Genomic DNA, 18,121 nt, shown 5'->3' with positions numbered 1-18,121 from the left:
CAGCTATTCGCCTCAAAAACCCACAAAATCTGTCTCAAACCGGTCTTTCCCTCACTACGATCGCTTAAGTCCGACAGGCTGCTAGCTTATTTTTTCAAAATATAAATGAGAATAATTGCTATTATTAAAAACACCGGCGGCATACTACCAAATGACCAAATCCTGAGCAACAAAATACTTACAAAATTTTTTGTGACTATTTGGTTGTGCGTGTAAATTATTCGTCAGATTTTTTGGACTAATACATAATAAACTTAGCGGCATGGCGTCACACTCCCGTAATAAAAGCAATTACGGGCACACTAACGGTGACAGCGGATGTTTTGATCCGTGGCATGGCACAGGCACTTTTCGCGGCACAGTATCGTGTACTGGGCAGGCGATTTCGGCCCCAACAAAGAAACGGGAGCCGGATAAAACCCATGTAGATAGGCGGTTCTTTTTACTTGGCTCCATCTTCAGGAAATGAACAAATAAAATGCTATTCACTGATTAAAATGATTGCAGACCAATAACCATACAAAATAATGTTGCGCTATTCATGTAGCGATGATCGCAGTAGCACAGTTACAAACCATGTAGTACCGCTTTGGGTCTTTAATTTAAAGGCACACTTTGCGAAGTTTCCACCCCACTTGGAAACTTCACTTTCACCACCAGCTGCGCGTCAGCGGGGATCGGGCAAGCCACCGCCGATAAAGTGCCCGTAAATTGCGAAACCACCGCCGTACTGGGCACCGTAAAGCTAGCAAGGCCCGATAATTGCGCAGGATTATTAATCGCATTGCCCAGCGCATCAACCAAGACCGTTTGGGTGATTTCTAAATCAACCTGCGTTTTAGCCGGTAGCACATTGCCATTACTATCCCGTGCAGCAAAGGCAAATTGGCTAAGCAAGCTACCCGATGCACAGAGCTTGCCGGCACTCAAAGGGTACGTCAGCACATTGCTACCCAAGGCGCTCGCCGACCAAATAATCACTCGGCTACTCGATACATGAATGGTTTTAGCCACCGAGCTAGGGATACTTGCCGACCTCAATACGCCGTTATATTGCCCATCCGGCCCGTTATAGAGGCCATCGCCATTAAAATCGATAAAGGGCTCAACATAGGCACTGCCATCGACCGCCAAAAGCGACACGGGTGCGGCGTGCGCGCTTTCATCGGCGTTTAAGAAGGCCTCGCCCTGATCCGACCAGCTCTCCCCTGTATCAAACACCCCGTTACCATTCAGATCATTAAAGCTCTCTTCCCCTACCATATGCGCCAGCACCGTCATTCGCCCCGCCCCGACTAGCTTTTGCCGATTGCCCGAGCTGACTAACGTGACGTTGCACGCCCCACTCAGCATGGTGCAGCGCGGCGTAATTGTGCCGATGCCGCTTTCAGTCATAAAGCTCACCGCAGAGCCATCGGGCACAGGGTTACCAAAGCGATCCGATGCCCTTGCAGTGAGCACCACACTATTGCCATCCACCGTATAAAACTCTGGATTCAAAATATCCGCCGATAAGCTAAAACCATTTTGATGCGGCAAGCCGGTTGAAATCGTCAAGGCATTAGACTGGCTGCTAATCAGCGGCGACGCGCCGCGCAGCACCGCCGTAACGCGCACCACCGTACTGACCGAACCCGCATTCACCACCACCTGCACCAAACCTGTGCCCGGCTGGCTTTGCCCTGCGCTCTGCACCAAGGAAATCCCGCCCACCGTGGTGTTCAAAGCAAAATCAACCCATTGCCCGCCCAAGGGGCTGCCTTGCAAATCTTTTACTTTAAATTGCACTATGGCACTGGTATTGCCCCCTGTTCCCGGTAGGGCAATCAACTCGGGGATGGCGCTCACAAACTCAATATTGCCTGCCGCAGCGGCAAGCACAGAAAGCGTAGCTTTAGACGAGCGACTTACGCCGCCCAAGCTAGCTGTTGCGGTGATTTCATCGGCGCCTGCGCAAGATTTATCTTGATAAGTTGTGGATGCGCTGGCCGTTTTGACGCCATTAATGCTATTCACAATCGATAACACAGGGGACGACAACAGCGCCTTGCCCGCTTCAGCGCAAGGCGAACTAAAGCTAACACTCACGGGTGTTTCTAGGGCCAAGCCTGTTTCGCTATTACTGAGCGTGACCGACACGCCGACACTGCCACCGGCAGATAGCGTACTTAAATCAAGCTTTGGGGTACTCAAGACAAAATTCAGCGATCGAACACTGTAATTAAAAGCGGTGCTATACGATTTACCTTCGATATCAATCGTGGCGTTGATGGCATCTGCGCCAGTATTGTCGTTGGTAATCAGCTGCGACTCTGCCCGCCCCGAAGCATCGGTTAAAACCGTATCGGGGCTGATTTTGCTAAGTGTAGAGTTGCTTACGCCGAGCTTAACCACGCGATTACTCAGGGGTATGCCCTTGGCATCACTCAAATTGATTACAAGGGTGGCAATCGAATTGGCGTAAACCGTGGTGGAAACCTGACCTGCCGCATCTTGCAAAGAAACGGCTAATTGCGCAGCACCACTGGCGACAGCTACGGCGCTGGCGGTGCCACTTTTGACATCACTCGCCCCGCCGCCACAGGCTGCCAACACAGCAAACAGCAAAATAATGAGAAAGCCCCGCATCGCTTTGTCCACTTATTGTCATCTCAGTGGCATTTATAGCAAAGGTGGGGCATAGAAGCTTGTCAGATTATCGCAAGCGATTAATGAAGGACCTTTCTTACACATGCTAGCTAAGGAAAAACCAAGTATCGAACCACGGAAAACACGAAGAAAATCTAATTTTTAACTTGCCTCTGTCTACCTAGCAGCCTGTCGGACTGAAGACTGATCTACTACGGGAAAGCCCTACTCACGGCTGACTAGTGTCGTCCGAATCAATCACAATCTCAGATGCATACTCTTACTTAGGTTCTTTGGTCGCGATAGCACGCGATTGATTGGAAGAGCACAGGGATTTTGAAAAAAACATGGGTATATAGCTGCAACATTAGGACTGGCTGCATTTTTGGGGTGGTACGGCGTTAAAAGACGCTCATGGTACTCGTACCATGAGCGTCTTTTGGCTTGTTCTGCCTAATCAAAACAAATATATACAGATCAATTCAGCTAATTGATATCTCTTAGTCCTCAGACAATTCTTTAATATGCGCCGCCACACTCCGCCCCAAGGCCGAAAGATCGTAGCCTCCCTCTAGAAAAGACACGATACGGCCTTGTGAATGCTGCGCGGCTACTTTCATGAGCTGCTTGGTAACCCATGCGTAATCCGCCTCCACCAAGCCCATAGTCGACATCTCATCCTCTAAATGGGCGTCAAAGCCAGCGGAAATTAGAATTAATTGCGGGGCAAACTCATTTAAAATCGGCAGCCATTTTTCCAACACCAAGTCACGGAACTGCACGCCCGTCGTGCCGCGTGGCATCGAAAAATTATGCATATTGCTGCCACGCGGTACATCACCCGAATAAGGGAAAAAAGGATGCTGGAAAAAACTCACCATGATGACCTTATCGTCATCACACAAAATATCCTCAGTGCCATTGCCGTGATGTACATCAAAATCCACAATCGCCACGCGCTTTAGGCCGTATTGCTCAGTAGCATGCCTTGCCGCAACCGCCACATTATTAAAAAAGCAAAAACCCATCGCATTGTTTTTTTCAGCATGATGACCAGGTGGGCGCACCCCACAGAAAGCATTGGCCACCTTGCCTTGCATCACAGCATCCACAGCGGCAATCCCCGCGCCAGCCGCATGATAAGCAGCGCGCAAGGTAAAAGGATTCATCGCGGTATCGGGATCAGCATGAACAAAACCGTGCGTAGGCGAAATCAAAGCCAACCTATCGAGATAATCCAAGCTATGCACCCGCGCCAGTTGTTCGCGCGTGGCGGCTGGCGCTTCAATATGCAAGAGAAAATCCCAGATTCCAGCAGCCATTAAGCGATCTTTGATCGCCTCAAGGCGCTCTGCACACTCAGGATGGCCTTTGCCCATGCTATGCATGATACAAGCGGGGTGAGTGATGTAAGCGCTAGGGCCACTACTCATGTGAAGCTCCATTTTTTCTCCAATCAGGCCATCGTAAGCCGGTTGCCCATAGATTTCATATAATGAGCAAGGGATGGGTTTGCTGTCTATATAGTAGGTAGCAGTCTAATTTAAGCTGACATCCTACCCATAAAAAGCAGGTATCAAGCATGACGATTAGTTTACGCCTCAGACAATGAGCGTGGCAATGAAAGCAAGTAGACAGCTTACCTTTGATAAGCACTCAATTGCACACTAGAATAAAAATAAGATATTGGCCCCTAAGCGCCTATGGCATCAAGCCACTCAAAGCATTTTATTCGCGACCATACCGAGCCAACAACCCTATGGAAAGCCCATCATGACCCCTCGCTTACCTGCGGTACTTAAGCAACTTGAAGCGATCATTTTGGGTAAACCCATCCAAATTCGCCAAGCGCTATCTTGCCTTTTGGCTCAAGGGCATTTACTGATTGAAGATTTACCCGGTGTCGGCAAAACCACGCTCGCACATGCCTTAGCCCGCACACTGGGGCTTAAGTTTCAGCGGGTGCAATTTACCAGCGATTTACTCCCTGCCGATCTCACCGGGGTATCCATTTACGATAGAGAAAACCAACGTTTTCAGTTTCACCACGGGCCACTGTTTACCCAACTATTGTTAGCCGATGAAATCAACCGCGCTTCACCCAAAACCCAATCGGCATTATTAGAGGCCATGGAAGAGCGACAAGTCACCGCCGATGGCACCACTTGGCCCCTGCCCGAGCCTTTTTTTGTGATCGCTACCCAAAACCCATCGCATCAGATTGGCACCTTTTTACTGCCAGAATCTCAGCTCGACCGATTCTTAATGCGCATTGAATTAGGCTATCCCGATTCCACGGCAGAGCGCGCCATGCTGGCCGGATCAGATCGCCGCCATTTAATTGAATCACTACCTGAAGCCATCAGTAGCAATGATTTACAAAGCAGCCAAAACGCCGTGCGCGATGTGCATGTGGCCCCTGCACTATTGGATTATGTGCAAGCGCTAATTGCTGCATCGCGCCAGCCGGGGCGTTTTATGTGTGGCTTATCGCCCCGCGCCGCACTCGGGCTAATTCAAGCCGCCCGTGCTTGGGCGTGGCTGGATGGCCGAGATTTGGTTTTACCTGAGGATATTCAAGCCGTGTTTGTGCCCGTAACCCAGCATAGATTGGTGATGGCAGGCAGCGGCAAGGCGGCGCTAGAAATGGTGAAAACATTGATAAATGAAACCGCCATTCCCTAAGCTATCTATCCATGTAGCGTGGGCAAAGCATTACCTATGCGGCAAGTGGGGGGGAAGCACAACACCCCCTGCATCGGCGCGTGAACAAGTAAAGCTTGTCCACCCTATATATCGCCAATGACGGATACAAAATAACACCCCCACGCCACGTTGCTTCCTTTGGAAGTCTGTTTATGCCTAAATTAAAATGGTTGTCTCAACGCCGCGATCTATGGTTTAACCGGCGGCATCCCTCACAAAATAGCGCTCAAACGCTAAAGTACGATCGCATCTATATCTTACCCAGTGGCTTTGGCTATGCCTTTACCTTCACCGCCTTGCTGGTTTTAATTGGGGCGATTAATTACCAACTGAGCTTGGCTTATTTATTTGCCTTTACCCTCTTGGGGCTAGGCCACGCCATCTTGCTGCGCACCTTTAGAAATTTATTAAAACTGCACTTACAGCTTTTTGATGCCCCTGCCGTTTTTGCCGGTGAAACAGCTTATTTCCCTTTGCAACTGAGCAATCCCAATCGGCTAGCCAAACGTGCAATTCACTTCTACTTTAAACAAGCGATTAAACCCCTTCCTTTAGAATGTGTCGTAATAGAACGCGATGCGCATCTCAGCATTCCCCTACTTAGCCAACACCGTGGTTGGCTACATGCGCCCACCTTGCAGCTTTCCAGCCGTTACCCGATGGGGCTATGCCATGCTTGGAGCTACCTCAACAGCCCCGCCCGCTGCTTAGTTTGGCCACACCCCGAGGTTGATCCGCCGCCTTGGTCCCCCACATTAGGCGGCGGGCATTCTACGCAAATAGGCAATGGCGAAGAAGACTTTGCGGGGCTGCGCCCCTATACCCCAAGCGATTCTTTACGCAGAATTGCATGGAAGCAAGCCGCGCACAGCGAAACATTACCGGTTAAGTTTTTTGATGCAGAAGGGCGATCACCGCAAGTATTTAATTGGGATCAGCTCAATGAATTAGATCGAGAAGCAAAGCTATCAAGGCTAGTGGCATGGATATTAGCTGCCGAACAAATGGGCGTACCTTATGGCTTGGCTCTGCCGCATATGCAGATTGATGCCGCAAAAGGCACGGCGCATCAAATCAACTGTTTAAACACCTTAGCGCTGTTTGAATGAATACCCCACTTGAACGCCTACCATTGCAATATTTAATTGCCACTTTTGTGCTGGTGCTGCTACCGCATGGCTTGCAATTTAGCCCTTGGCTCACACTGGCGCTGGGCGCTTTACTGCTGTGGCGAGCTTGGATAAGCTACCGCGGCCATACCCTGCCCTCAACCGTAGTACGCTTTTTATTAACCCTCGGCTTATTTGCACTGATTTGGCTGGACTATCAAAGCCTGATCGGCCGCCAAGGCGGTGTCGCCGCCTTAGCCTGCCTTGCCACCGTTAAGCTCTTTGAAACCCGTAGCCAACGCGATATCAAAATCGTCAGTCTCTTGGCTTATTTTTTAGTTGGTGCGGGCTTTTTAATTGCCCAATCGCAATGGATTTTGCTCTGGGCCATTTTGTCCATGCTGGCGATTACTGGACAGCTCATTCAATGGCAAAGCGCACAGGCGTGGTGGGCGCTCAGCAAGCAATTGCTGCTAATGCTGCTAGAAGCCATACCTATCGCCATTTTATTGTTTTTCTTTTTTCCTCGGCTTCCCCCGCTATGGAGTATGCCGGATGAGCAAGTCAGCGCGCGCACCGGCCTATCCGATGAAATGCGCCCCGGCAATTTTAGCCAGCTCGCTAAAGATCACAGCGTGGCATTTCGAGTAGAATTTGAAGGTGCCATCCCTAAACCCGCCTTACGCTATTGGCGTGGCCCAGTGTTTGATTTTTTTGATGGCGAAGGCTGGAAGCAGCCCAGCTTGAATCAAGCCGGAGGCCCTAGCATTGAAGCACGCGGCCCACTACTGGCCTACACCATGACAATGGAGCCGCATAATCGCAATTGGCTGCTGGCACTCGATATTCCTGAATCGCTACCCGATACCGCCATGCTCAGCAACCGCATGCAGGTGGTAAATAGCAGCCCCATCACCGAGCGCCAACGCTATCGCATCGAAAGCCTTAGTGCATGGAAAACCAGCAGTGATGACACGCTGCCCGCCGCATTACAGCTCCCAAAATCAGGCAACCCAGAGGCCAGAAAACTAGCCGCAAGCTGGAGCACCCTCCCCCCCATAGAGCGCGTCAACCGTGGCCTGCAATGGATACGCAATGGCGGCTACAGCTACACACTCAACCCACCGCTAATCAATGGCGCTCATAGTATTGATCTGTTTTTATTTAAATATAAACAGGGCTTTTGCGAGCATTACGCAGGGGCATTTACTTTTTTGATGCGCGCCGCTGGCGTACCCAGCCGCGTAGTGGGCGGCTATCAGGGCGGGCAATGGAATCAAAATGGACACTATCTCATTGTGCGCCAATCCAATGCCCACGCATGGAGCGAAGTATGGCTAGCGGGCAACGGCTGGCAACGCGTAGACCCCACTGCCATGGTAGCCCCTTCTCGCATCAATGATGGCTTAATGAATGGCTTTAATAATGCAGATACCTTGCCCTTTATGGACGGTGCACCCCCTGCTTGGCTGCAAGATTTACGGCTGCACTGGGATAGCCTAGTCAATAACTGGAATCAATGGGTCATTGGCTACGATATGCGCAAGCAAATGCAGCTATTTAAAAAACTAGGCATTGATGAGGTGCTATCCAGTGAATTTATCCTGCGCCTGCTGTTAGCGATGAGCGTGGTGCTTATAACGTTATTTTTAATCGCCACCCACAGCGCCAAGCCTAAGCAAGATGGAGCAAGCCAGCTCTGGCAGCAGTTTTGCCGCAAATTAACCAAGCGGGGCTGCATCCTCGCCCCAAACGAAGGCCCTCTTACCTTTAGCCTACGTGCCAGCTTGCTATGGCCTGAGTACAATAGCGCCATAAATTACATTACCCAACAATATATCGCCGCAAGATACGGCAGCGACCCCGAGGCACTACTTAAGTTGCAGCAAGCAGTACGTCATTTTCACTCATGACCTATTGCAAGCTGTGCTGTTATGATAAGCACTCAGTATTTTTGCGTAGATCAAACTAGTCTTACCGCATCACGCACTTAGAGCGGGTATACCCCAGCAAAGTGATGTATCAAAAACGAAAAACGTCGGGATTTTCTGGTCTACAAAAACACATTGCCGTAAAACAGTGGTTTTCAGGCATGACAAATACCCACCAACCACACCCCACGCTCTTCGAACACTGACGTGGGCAAGCAAACCCATAGCCAAATCGAGTCCGCCTTTATGCCCTCTTACTTGCCCGAGCCATCTTTTCGTCACGATCAACAAAGCCGCATTGGTGTACTTTTAGTTAACTTAGGTACGCCAGAAGCCCCCACTCCAGCGGCAATTCGCCCCTATTTGCGACAGTTTTTATCTGATCCACGTGTGGTAGAAATACCAAGAGCGGTATGGTGGGTGATTCTTAACGCTTTTATTCTGCCTTTTAGGCCCAAAAAAACGGCATCTAAATATGCAAGTGTATGGATGAGCGAAGGTTCACCCTTAAAAGTCTGGACACAAAGACAGAGCAAACTTTTAAAAGGCTGGCTAGGCGAGCAAGGCCACAAAGAGGTTTTAGTTGACTATGCCATGCGCTATGGCCAGCCCTCGATTGCAGCACAGATGGATAAGCTGAAAGCCGCTGGTTGTGAAAAATTACTCATCCTACCGCTTTATCCCCAATATTCGGCCAGCACCAGCGCCACCGTAATTGATGAAGTAGGCCGCGTGCTCGCCCAATATCGCAACCAGCCAGCTATCCGCACCGTACGTGGCTTTCATGATGACGCAGGCTATATCAAAGCCCTTGCCGAGCAAGTACGCAGCTATTGGCAAGCCAAAGGACGAGGCCACCATTTACTCATCAGCTTTCACGGCGTGCCGCGCTATACCTTGGATAAGGGCGATCCTTATCACTGCTATTGCCGCAAAACGGGGCGTTTATTAGCCGAAGAACTAGACCTTGCCGAATCAGAGTATACCGTGGCGTTTCAGTCAAGATTTGGCCGCGCAGAATGGCTGCAACCTTATGTAACCGCTACCTTGCATAAGCTGGGCAAAGCGAATACCGGTAGGCTAGATGTAATCTGCCCAGGGTTTGTAGCTGACTGCTTAGAAACACTTGAAGAAATCGCAATTGAAGGAAAACAGGACTATTTACAGGCCGGTGGTAAGGATTACCACTACATCCCCTGCCTGAATGATTCTCCACTTTGGATAGATTCTTTAGCTGCGCTGACAAAAAAAGAGCTTTCTGGCTGGCTACTTACTGACAACACTGCTATAGACAATACACAACAATGCACATTAAGCAGAGCCCAAGCTTTAGGTGCGCAAAATTAACTTGGGTATTGATGAAATTACAGTTAAACTGACGGTAAGCTTATTCTTACAAAACGAGGTTCAGACCATGAGCACAAAGCTCTTTCTCGCTGAAGACGACCTAATTCTCGCTGATGCACTGAAAACTAGCCTGTCTCAGGCTGAGTTTCAGGTTGATTGCGTGAACGATGGCGCTCTTGCCTTACAAATTTTACTGCACAACGACTACGAAGTTGTGGTGTTGGACGTTGGCTTGCCAAATATGGATGGCTTGCAAGTATTAAAAAACGTTCGTCAGCACAAACCTTCCTTACCCATCCTGATCCTGACGGCTCTGGATGGCTTGGAAGATCGCGTAGCCGGTTTAGATGCAGGTGCAGATGATTACCTTGCCAAGCCATTTGAGTTCTCTGAACTTGAAGCGCGTTTGCGTGCCCTGCTTCGTCGCAGCAAAATCTTACCGCAATCCGTGCAACAGCTCGGTAACTTGCGTTTAGATCGCGCTGGTCAACGTGCTTGGTGCAATGACACGCCGCTGGATCTTTCTGCCCGCGAACTCACCGTACTTGAAATATTGATGTCTAATATTGATCGTGTAGTGACCAAAGAGCAGATTGTTGGCGAGCTAGGCTCCGAAAATGCTGAAGTGGGCCTTAACGCCATTGAAGTTTACGTTCACCGCCTACGCAAAAAGCTAGATCCTTGCGGCGTTGTGATTCGTACCATCCGTGGCCTTGGCTATTTACTCGAGAAGCAACCTCCTCAAGCGCAGGATGTTGAGGGGTAAGTTCTCTATCAAGCGACAGCTCCTCCTGTGGTTACTTATACCGCAGGGGGTGCTTTGGCTTGCCGGTGCATGCTTGAGCTACAACGTAGCCAAGCATTATACCAACACGGTAATTGATAATAGTCTGCTCCAAACAGCGCGCGCCATTGCCCGCCAAATCAAGCCGCAAGATAATGGCCTGATCATCGATTTTCCTCGCGCTTCTCAGCTATTACTTGAAGACGATTCCGACGAGCACCTTCATTATATGGTGACGCTCAGCTCTGGCGGCGTCATCCTTGGCAATAGTCAACTTCCGCCTTCGCTCAACCATAAAAAACCCGACAATAAAGCAGTTTTTTATGACACCAACGTTCAAAGCGAAGCCATGCGCATTGTCTCGCTGTATTTCCCTGTGGAAATTGCCAACAAGCAGCAATGGCTACACGTACAGCTCGGCAAAAGTACCCAAATACGCAACAAACTCTCTAGAGAGATTTTAATCGCCATCGCCGCACCACTCGCTCCACTGATTTTCATCATGAGCTTATTGGTTTGGTGGGGCATTAACCGTGGGCTACGCCCACTGGCACGCCTGCAACGCCGCGTAGAAGAGCACTCTGCACAAGACCCTACACCACTACTATTAGATAACGAGCCAGAAGAAGTAGGCGCGCTCACCTCGGCACTCAACCATTTACTCAGCAGCACCAATGAAAGCGTAGCCAGACAACGCCGCTTTATTGCCGATGCCGCTCACCAACTACGCACCCCATTGGCAGGGCTAAAATCGCAAACCGAACTGGCCATGCGCGAAACCACGCCCGAAGGCCTAAGCAACCGGCTAACCATGGTGCACACCAGTGCCAACCGCAGCATTCACTTGGTAAACCAGCTACTCACACTGGCCAGATCAGAGCCAGACAGTGCCAAAGGCATGCCCCGCGTTGCGCTAGATTTAGCCAAACTGATTCGTGAACTCACCGCAGAATGTGTACCCCGCGCCCTTGCTGCGGGCATGGATTTAGGCTGCGACACGCATTTATCCGAGGCCCCCATGAACGGTAATTCAGCCCTGCTGCGCGAGCTGTTTACCAATCTGATCGAAAACGCCATTAAATACATCCCCCGTGGCTGTAATATCACCGCCCGCCTTAGCATTGAAGGCGAGCATTATGTGGTGGAAGTAGAAGATGATGGCGCAGGCATCCCAGATTCAGATAAAGAACGCGTGTTCGAACGCTTCTACCGCCGCGAGCAAACCGGTAACGGCTGCGGCCTAGGCATGGCCATCGTCAAAGAAATCACCGAAAGACACAAAGGCAGCATCGAGCTACGTGACGCAGATCCGCACGGGCTAATTGTGCGCGTGATGTTGCCTCGGAATTAGGTTTGTTAGCGTTATAGTGGATCCAACAAAACAGACAGTAGTTTAAGATGGTTTCTACCATAAAAAGGTAGCGCGAAATAAGTGAGAAAAACTGTAAAGTTTTGGCCAGCGCGCAGAAAGCAAAAGTGGCATTAGAGGCTGCGAAGGTCACAAAACCACTAATAAAATCACCCAAATAAGCCCGCCACGCGGCGTAATGATCTTACGAGTAGTGGCGGAGCGCTTTTTCTGCGCCGCCATGATGGCGTAAATCGGCCTACTGATCGCCAGCAAGCCCTTGCCAGCCCAGACATATTGGCCCAGAAACAGAGCGTTTATGGATGCCACCGGCCACTTCTGACCCTACGATGTTGGCAATCTGCTCTATTAACAAGCATTCAACTTTACAAACCATGCAACGCCCCCGCCAACCATTGCCGCAGCATTGCCTGCCCGGCTGCAATCGCCAATTCTGCTTTCTGCTGGCTTTCTGCACGCAATACTGGAATAGAGATGCCCTCTTCATATAGCTCGCCAGTATGGCCGATCAACCAAGTTTCGATTTGCCTACCGTCCACCTCAGGGTGAAACTGTAAACCCAAACCATAATCACCAAGAGCAAAAGCCTGATTAGGTGTCAGCAAAGTGCTGGCCAGATGCAGCACATCCTGCGGTAAATCAAAGGTATCGCCATGCCAATGTAAGACCGGTACGCCAGCCAAGGATGCCATTGCAGACGCCGCCCCCATAGCACTAAGCTCCACCTTGCCCCAACCAATTTCTTTGGCCTTACCCGGATACACTTTAGCGCCCAGCGCCGCGGCCATCAGTTGTGCACCAAGACAGATCCCAAGCGTCGGTTGTTGTGCCGCAAGGCGACTGGCAATACCGCCTATTTCTTCCCGCAAGTAAGGGTAGTCGGCCGCCTGATACACGCCCAGCGGCCCGCCCAGCACCACAATCAGCGCTGTATTCAGCCATTCATCCTGACTCAGCGCCTGCAGCCCTGCCTGCCGGTATTCGATGATAAAGCCCTGCTCTAATAAGACATTCTCAAAACAGCCTAGGTTTTCAAACGCGAGATGTTGTAAGGCTATGCATTTCATAAAATGTCCTTTTTTCTAGGGTCTGTTGACGTTTCATTCGCCATTGCACTAAGCCGGAAAATGGCCAAGCACACGCTTTAAGCTTTAGATTCGGCACTTTTCTACATCGCATTTTAGGGGATCTAAATTCTCTACCATTTTATCCACCGCAATAGGCTCCGCCAGCAAGCGCCCAATGGCCACGCCAAGCTGCAAATCGTCCAGCATGCCAAAGTGTTGCATACGAATCACGCCCTGACGATCAATCAACACAAAAGTGGGCGTACCTTGCATGGCATAAGCTTGCATTGTCAGAGGGATTGAGCTGTTATCCGCCGCCTGATCAATGCCTACCGAAAAAGGAATCCGGTATTCGTGCAAAAACACCTGCAAGGCATCCGCACCCATCACCGCGTGATGCTCAAAAACCGTGTGCAGCCCAATCACAAGCAGCTCATCGGGGGCAAAATTTCGGCTTACCGCTACGGCCTGTGGGATACCATGACTCACACAACCAGGACAAAGCATCTGAAATGCATGCAGTAAAACCACGCGGCCGCGTAAGCTTGCCAGAGATTGTACTGGCTGATTAAACCATTGGGAAACCAATAGCTCTGGGGCTTGATGATGAGACATTTTACTTTCCTTTTTTTGTAGGCAGGGCTGCTAGCAGCCTGTCGGCCTTAGCATCCGTCGGCTGCAAAATCACCTGATCGGCCTATATTCCACCAGATTTTTGACCAATAACTCGTTATTGGCGCTGCAAATCCGGCAAAATCTGGTATCGACCATGCGATTTTTCGCTTCGACCGTCGAAGTCCGACAGGCTGCTAGCCCTGCCGCCCTGTTTAAGCCAATGGGTTCAGCTTTACCGCAGGAAAATCCACCGGCACCTGAAACGCTACATTCACGTAATTGGTAAATAAATTCAGCGCCACATGCGCAAGAATTTCGACGATATGCTCGTCATCAAAACCTGCTACGTGCAACGCCTGCACATCACTATCGCTCAGTTGCCCACGCTCTTTCACCAGCTTTAATGCAAAACTCAATGCTGCCAAGGTTTTAGCATCCGTAGACTGCCCAGCTTGCGCAGCGGCCATTTCAGCCTTACTTAGCCCCGCATTCACCCCCAACATGGTGTGCGCGGCGAGGCAATATTCGCAGCGGTTGTAATCCGCCACCGCTACGGCGATTTGCTCACCTAATTTTGCACCCAGCACTCCAGAGCCCAAGGCAGCAAAAGCAGACCACATGCTGTTCAGCGCAGCGGGTGAGTTGGCTACTGCCCTGAACATATTTGGCGTGGCACCAAAAGCGCCGTGGATTTGATCCAGCAATTGCTTACGATCGGCCGTTGTTTCGGCGGCACTAACAAGATTTACGCGTGACATATTTGATTCCCCAAAAAATTTAAACGACAGATAGACACTACAAAAAAAATAACTCATTGACCCAGCAACGACAGATTTTCTGACGCCACCTTGAACACATTCACCACACAGGGGTGAATGAATGCTCTCCTTATGTGTAGGGAGCGCTTACTCCCCCACCATGTTATTGCAAAATAAGTGCATTAAATTAGGACTCCTAACAAATTAACACGAAAAAAAAACTCTAAATATCTAGCCAGTTACGGCTTACCACCAGCTCATCGGCCGCGATATGTTCGGGGCAATCAAGGCGCAATAAAGCCTTGGGCAAAGCCGCATCAACCAAGCGGCAATGATGCGGAGCTGCTGAATCTGCATGCACGCCAGCAGCAAAATATTTACAGCTAACACAAGCGCGGATCTCCGGAAAACGTTCTGCCCGCTGCAACTGGCCGATTAAAGCCAGCAAAGTGCTAAACAACTCGTTTTGCGCAGACTCTGGCAAACCCTCTACCGCAACGCTTGCAAACTGCATCGCAGTCGTCAGCCTTTGCGCCAGCTGATGACCAGCGAGTGTCAGCTTTAAGGCAACTGCCCGACCATCATCTGCTGCTTTTACTTTCTCTAGTAATCCTTTAGATGACAAAGATGTCACCGAATCACTCGCTGTGGCGGTAGTTACACCCAGCTGCTGCGCCACCCAAGACAATCGCACCCCCTCGCGGCGGCCGTGCAAAATCTCCAGCACGTCCAGCTGAGTAGGGTTTAGCCCTTCTGCCGTGGCAAATTGCCATGCACCTGTGCGCAGCACCGAGGCGATGCGGGAGATTGCACTGATAACTCTTTCACTCCTTGCCGGAGTATCACGCCAAGGGGAGGTTTGATCGTTGTCCATCCCGTCATCATGCTACAGCCCAAAACAATTATCAAGGATTCCTAATTAATATTTAAAAATATGCTGTTGCCTTGATCATTAAAGTGCCAGCCTCACCTTGAGCTTAGAAATACCGACCTTCGCCAACACGCCATGCATGCGCTAAAAATTTCTGCTTTTCTTGGCGTTTTTCAGAGTGAGAACCCCGCTGGAGTCATGCCTTGCGGCACCTTAACTAACGCCACCAAGATCCATGGTCTTGCTGCGAAGGTTGGCGTATGGGGCCCCGACTGACGCGGCTACGGTGGGGCGATCAACGTCATACAAGGTAAAGACATGGGCATGCGCTCGATATTATGGGCAAACATTGCCATCCCTAGATGAATCTATCCGCATGTCTGGCAACGCCCACTCGCCCTTACGCATAGCACTACATCGCGATTTATTCTATTTAACAACTCAATTTGATAAAAAACACAAAAAACGCCGACTCTCACGAAATAAACGCTATCATTTTTTTATCAAAATAGTATTTACTTGTTATTCACAGCACATTCAAAATTTATTGACTAGAGTAGATTCACGCACAATAACAGCCTGTCCATTTCCTTTAAAAACATACAGCTTATGCCCGCTCTGGCTTTAATTGCCATGGTATTGCTGCGTGCGTTATCTATATTTTTTAATCACTCATGCCATTTATGGAGTACATCATGATTTTTAATAAAAGATTTCGCACGTATATCACAATACTGGCTGCAGTCTTAGGTTTTTCAAGCAATGCAAATGCCCAGGATGTGGCGGTTAGCTTAAGTTTTGATAAAAGCACTTTATCAGAAAATGATGATGTATTTGTCAATGTCACCATGAAAAACACCACTTCAACTTCACAATATATTCTGAAATGGCATACGCCTTTTATTACATCGCAAGAAGCTTTATTTGATATTTATCGGGACGGCATAAAGGTAAATTACCTTGGGCCAATGGTTAAACGATCTGCCCCAATTGCTAGCGATTTTTTTGAGCTAAAACCTGGCGCGATCTATCAGCAGAAAGTGGAATTATCCTCGCTTTATGATATGCGGGTCAGCGGTAATTATACGATTCAATACCATGCTAATGCGCCCCATACTTTAGCCGATAAAAAAAATAACGGTATTAGCCAGGAAGCGCTTATTGCCCCTTCAGAAAGCATCAATATCTGGATTAACGGCAGCTTGCCACGCGGCAGCGTGATCAATGAGCAGGCTCCAGAATCATTTGCGGGTGGTGCACTCACTCTAAGCCAATGCTCAGCAACGCAAACGAGCATGGTTAAATCGGCATTTAACGTAGCGCAAACGATGTCCCAAACTGGGGATGACTATCTACAAGCAGGCATAAATAGCGAGCGTTACAGCACATGGTTTGGCAAATACGACGCAGCCCGCTATGCCACGGTAAAAAGCCACTATGCAGCGATTAAAGATGCATTTTTAAATAAGGCCGTGACCGTGGATTGCGGTTGCAAAGACTCATACTTTGCCTACGTTTACCCCAACCAGCCTTACAAAATCTATGTTTGCAACGCATTCTGGACAGCACCTCTTACGGGCACAGACTCCAAAGGTGGCACTTTAGTCCATGAAATGAGCCATTTCTACGCGGTGGCCTCCACCAAAGATAATGTTTACGGCCAATCTGGCGCTAAACAACTAGCGATCAGCACCCCTGCCAAAGCCATTGCCAACGCCGATAGCCATGAATACTTTGTAGAAAACACCCCTAACCTGCCTTAATCCATTATGCCGGTGAGCAGCCACCTACTTACCGGCCTCTTATTACACATCGCAATACCAATGTCATAAATCTTACCTACTAGTGAAACTTGTTATTGATAATCTGCGCATCAGCTCAAGCCGCCCCCTCCCCATGCCGCTCAAAGGACTTATTGATGAAACTTGCTTATATTACCGCCGCCGCTTTTTGCCTTTCTGCTCTCCCTGCTCAAGCATGGGATCAAACGACACATAAGCGCATTGTGCTGGATGCGATGACCTTTATTAAAAACAACCCCAGCAGCACTCAATACCAAAAACTGGCCGCAGGCATTCATAAAGCAGGCTTTAGCTGGGAGCAATTTGCCGATACAGTGGGCCAAGGCGCTTACGACGTGGATGACTTTGCCGACACTTATCTCTGTGGCGCCACCACGGGCAGTTGTCAGATTTCACCGGTATACAGCACGCTTAAAATTGCCCAATACACCTCTTACTGGCACTTTCAAAACCATACCTCTGGCGCTGATGTGCATGGTAATAAATTTGGTGGCTATAACTACGCCAAGCTAACCGTGGCAGGCACTATCGACAAGCTAGCTAAAGTTTGGCTGATTGGTGATTATCTGGACGATGGTCTTGGCGGATTAAAAGGCTGGTTTGGCGACAGCTCCAAATACAATAGCTACGGCCTGACCGAGGCGCATTACCGCTTGGGTAGCACGTCTTCTGCCAATATGTACGCTGATTTCGAAACCATGCCATTTCAGCCACTTGATAATCTGGGCCAATACTGGTGGCAACAATTCCTGGCCAAACCCAGCGCGCAAACGCTTGGTTTTGTGATGCACACCACCGATTTATTACAGCCCCACCATACATGGACCACCTCCGCCAACAACCACTCCGGCTGGGAAACTTGGGTGAAAGATTATTACGATTCCGAACAACTGAATAACCCTGCCCTTATTACCGCTGCTTTAAAAGACTTTAGCCCACTCAAAGCCACCGACACCGATATCCGCCCTCTGCTCACCGAAGGCGGCACTTATTCTTATAAAAATGGCGGCATCGTTTTATCGTCTACCGACCATGGCGATAGGGTGCGGGTAGCGAGACAAACTATTCCCCACGCCATCGCCATGGTTGTGCTCCTTTTAAACCGCTCTGCCGAGCGACTTGCCCAGTAGGATC

At 49.6% G+C, this 18,121-nt stretch carries 15 protein-coding genes; 8 read left to right on the top strand and 7 right to left on the bottom strand.

Annotated elements, in window-relative coordinates; all coding sequences use genetic code 11:
- Positions 1-597 precede the first annotated feature (597 nt).
- Both C1H71_RS17605 and C1H71_RS17600 read right to left on the bottom strand, forming a co-directional pair.
- On the bottom strand, positions 598-2,628 hold the full coding sequence (locus C1H71_RS17605) for a hypothetical protein (protein WP_130107723.1): 2,031 nt from the start codon (positions 2,626-2,628) through the stop codon (positions 598-600).
- Positions 2,629-3,128: 500 nt separating this feature from the next.
- Positions 3,129-4,061 (bottom strand): histone deacetylase family protein, encoded by a 933-nt coding sequence (locus C1H71_RS17600; RefSeq protein WP_130107722.1) that lies wholly within the window; start codon positions 4,059-4,061, stop codon positions 3,129-3,131.
- A 340-nt stretch (positions 4,062-4,401) separates the two neighbouring features.
- Here C1H71_RS17600 and C1H71_RS17595 point away from each other — a divergent pair, with 340 nt between their 5' ends.
- The 6 genes from C1H71_RS17595 (at position 4,402) to C1H71_RS17570 (ending at position 11,856) form a co-directional block, all read left to right on the top strand.
- Positions 4,402-5,313, top strand: coding sequence for an AAA family ATPase (locus tag C1H71_RS17595; RefSeq protein ID WP_130107721.1), 912 nt, complete (start codon positions 4,402-4,404; stop codon positions 5,311-5,313).
- A 173-nt stretch (positions 5,314-5,486) separates the two neighbouring features.
- Positions 5,487-6,443, top strand: a complete 957-nt coding sequence (locus tag C1H71_RS17590) for a DUF58 domain-containing protein (RefSeq protein ID WP_130107720.1) — start codon at positions 5,487-5,489, stop codon at positions 6,441-6,443.
- The gene (locus C1H71_RS17585) at positions 6,440-8,356 is read left to right on the top strand and encodes a transglutaminase TgpA family protein (RefSeq protein ID WP_130107719.1); all 1,917 of its coding nucleotides are present in this window, start codon (positions 6,440-6,442) and stop codon (positions 8,354-8,356) included. The genes C1H71_RS17590 and C1H71_RS17585 overlap by 4 nt, the downstream gene beginning before the upstream one ends.
- Before the next feature lie 264 nt (positions 8,357-8,620).
- On the top strand, positions 8,621-9,721 hold the full coding sequence (gene hemH, locus C1H71_RS17580; protein WP_130107718.1) for a ferrochelatase: 1,101 nt from the start codon (positions 8,621-8,623) through the stop codon (positions 9,719-9,721).
- A 67-nt stretch (positions 9,722-9,788) separates the two neighbouring features.
- The gene (locus tag C1H71_RS17575; RefSeq protein ID WP_130107717.1) at positions 9,789-10,487 is read left to right on the top strand and encodes a response regulator transcription factor; all 699 of its coding nucleotides are present in this window, start codon (positions 9,789-9,791) and stop codon (positions 10,485-10,487) included.
- Complete coding sequence (locus tag C1H71_RS17570; protein ID WP_130107716.1) at positions 10,474-11,856, top strand: sensor histidine kinase; 1,383 nt, start codon at positions 10,474-10,476, stop codon at positions 11,854-11,856. Before C1H71_RS17575 ends, C1H71_RS17570 begins: the two co-directional genes overlap by 14 nt.
- Before the next feature lie 147 nt (positions 11,857-12,003).
- Here the strand turns inward: C1H71_RS17570 and C1H71_RS17565 are convergent, their stop codons facing one another.
- The 5 genes from C1H71_RS17565 to C1H71_RS17545 form a co-directional block, all read right to left on the bottom strand.
- A complete protein-coding gene (locus tag C1H71_RS17565; RefSeq protein WP_130107715.1) occupies positions 12,004-12,183 on the bottom strand; it encodes a hypothetical protein in 180 nt (59 codons plus the stop codon).
- A gap of 56 nt (positions 12,184-12,239) precedes the next feature.
- A complete protein-coding gene (locus C1H71_RS17560; protein WP_130107714.1) occupies positions 12,240-12,941 on the bottom strand; it encodes a glutamine amidotransferase in 702 nt (233 codons plus the stop codon).
- An 84-nt stretch (positions 12,942-13,025) separates the two neighbouring features.
- Positions 13,026-13,556, bottom strand: a complete 531-nt coding sequence (locus C1H71_RS17555; RefSeq protein ID WP_130107713.1) for a redoxin domain-containing protein — start codon at positions 13,554-13,556, stop codon at positions 13,026-13,028.
- A 212-nt stretch (positions 13,557-13,768) separates the two neighbouring features.
- Entirely contained in the window at positions 13,769-14,314 is a 546-nt protein-coding gene (locus tag C1H71_RS17550) for a carboxymuconolactone decarboxylase family protein (protein WP_130107712.1), read from the bottom strand.
- 223 nt (positions 14,315-14,537) lie between these two features.
- On the bottom strand, positions 14,538-15,188 hold the full coding sequence (locus tag C1H71_RS17545; RefSeq protein WP_130107711.1) for a MarR family winged helix-turn-helix transcriptional regulator: 651 nt from the start codon (positions 15,186-15,188) through the stop codon (positions 14,538-14,540).
- A gap of 692 nt (positions 15,189-15,880) precedes the next feature.
- Here C1H71_RS17545 and C1H71_RS17540 point away from each other — a divergent pair.
- The gene (locus tag C1H71_RS17540) at positions 15,881-16,948 is read left to right on the top strand and encodes a M35 family metallo-endopeptidase (protein ID WP_188053383.1); all 1,068 of its coding nucleotides are present in this window, start codon (positions 15,881-15,883) and stop codon (positions 16,946-16,948) included.
- Positions 16,949-17,103: 155 nt separating this feature from the next.
- Positions 17,104-18,117: a phospholipase gene (locus tag C1H71_RS17535; RefSeq protein WP_130107710.1), complete on the top strand. Its 1,014-nt coding sequence runs from the start codon at positions 17,104-17,106 to the stop codon at positions 18,115-18,117.
- The last annotated feature ends 4 nt before the right edge of the window (positions 18,118-18,121 follow it).

The sequence above is a fragment of the Iodobacter fluviatilis genome (assembly GCF_004194535.1).
GTDB lineage: Bacteria > Pseudomonadota > Gammaproteobacteria > Burkholderiales > Chitinibacteraceae > Iodobacter > Iodobacter fluviatilis_A.
This window is presented reverse-complemented; position numbering and strand designations above follow the sequence as displayed.

Coding starts and splice junctions, on each gene's coding strand:
- C1H71_RS17595 (WP_130107721.1), top strand. CDS start 4,402: ATGACCCCTCGCTTACCTGCGGTACTTAAGCAACTTGAAGCGATCATT.
- C1H71_RS17550 (WP_130107712.1), bottom strand. CDS start 14,314: ATGTCACGCGTAAATCTTGTTAGTGCCGCCGAAACAACGGCCGATCGT.
- C1H71_RS17590 (WP_130107720.1), top strand. CDS start 5,487: ATGCCTAAATTAAAATGGTTGTCTCAACGCCGCGATCTATGGTTTAAC.
- C1H71_RS17560 (WP_130107714.1), bottom strand. CDS start 12,941: ATGAAATGCATAGCCTTACAACATCTCGCGTTTGAAAACCTAGGCTGT.
- C1H71_RS17575 (WP_130107717.1), top strand. CDS start 9,789: ATGAGCACAAAGCTCTTTCTCGCTGAAGACGACCTAATTCTCGCTGAT.
- C1H71_RS17545 (WP_130107711.1), bottom strand. CDS start 15,188: ATGGACAACGATCAAACCTCCCCTTGGCGTGATACTCCGGCAAGGAGT.
- C1H71_RS17605 (WP_130107723.1), bottom strand. CDS start 2,628: ATGCGGGGCTTTCTCATTATTTTGCTGTTTGCTGTGTTGGCAGCCTGT.
- C1H71_RS17600 (WP_130107722.1), bottom strand. CDS start 4,061: ATGAGTAGTGGCCCTAGCGCTTACATCACTCACCCCGCTTGTATCATG.
- C1H71_RS17585 (WP_130107719.1), top strand. CDS start 6,440: ATGAATACCCCACTTGAACGCCTACCATTGCAATATTTAATTGCCACT.
- C1H71_RS17570 (WP_130107716.1), top strand. CDS start 10,474: ATGTTGAGGGGTAAGTTCTCTATCAAGCGACAGCTCCTCCTGTGGTTA.
- C1H71_RS17540 (WP_188053383.1), top strand. CDS start 15,881: ATGATTTTTAATAAAAGATTTCGCACGTATATCACAATACTGGCTGCA.
- hemH (WP_130107718.1), top strand. CDS start 8,621: ATGCCCTCTTACTTGCCCGAGCCATCTTTTCGTCACGATCAACAAAGC.
- C1H71_RS17535 (WP_130107710.1), top strand. CDS start 17,104: ATGAAACTTGCTTATATTACCGCCGCCGCTTTTTGCCTTTCTGCTCTC.
- C1H71_RS17555 (WP_130107713.1), bottom strand. CDS start 13,556: ATGTCTCATCATCAAGCCCCAGAGCTATTGGTTTCCCAATGGTTTAAT.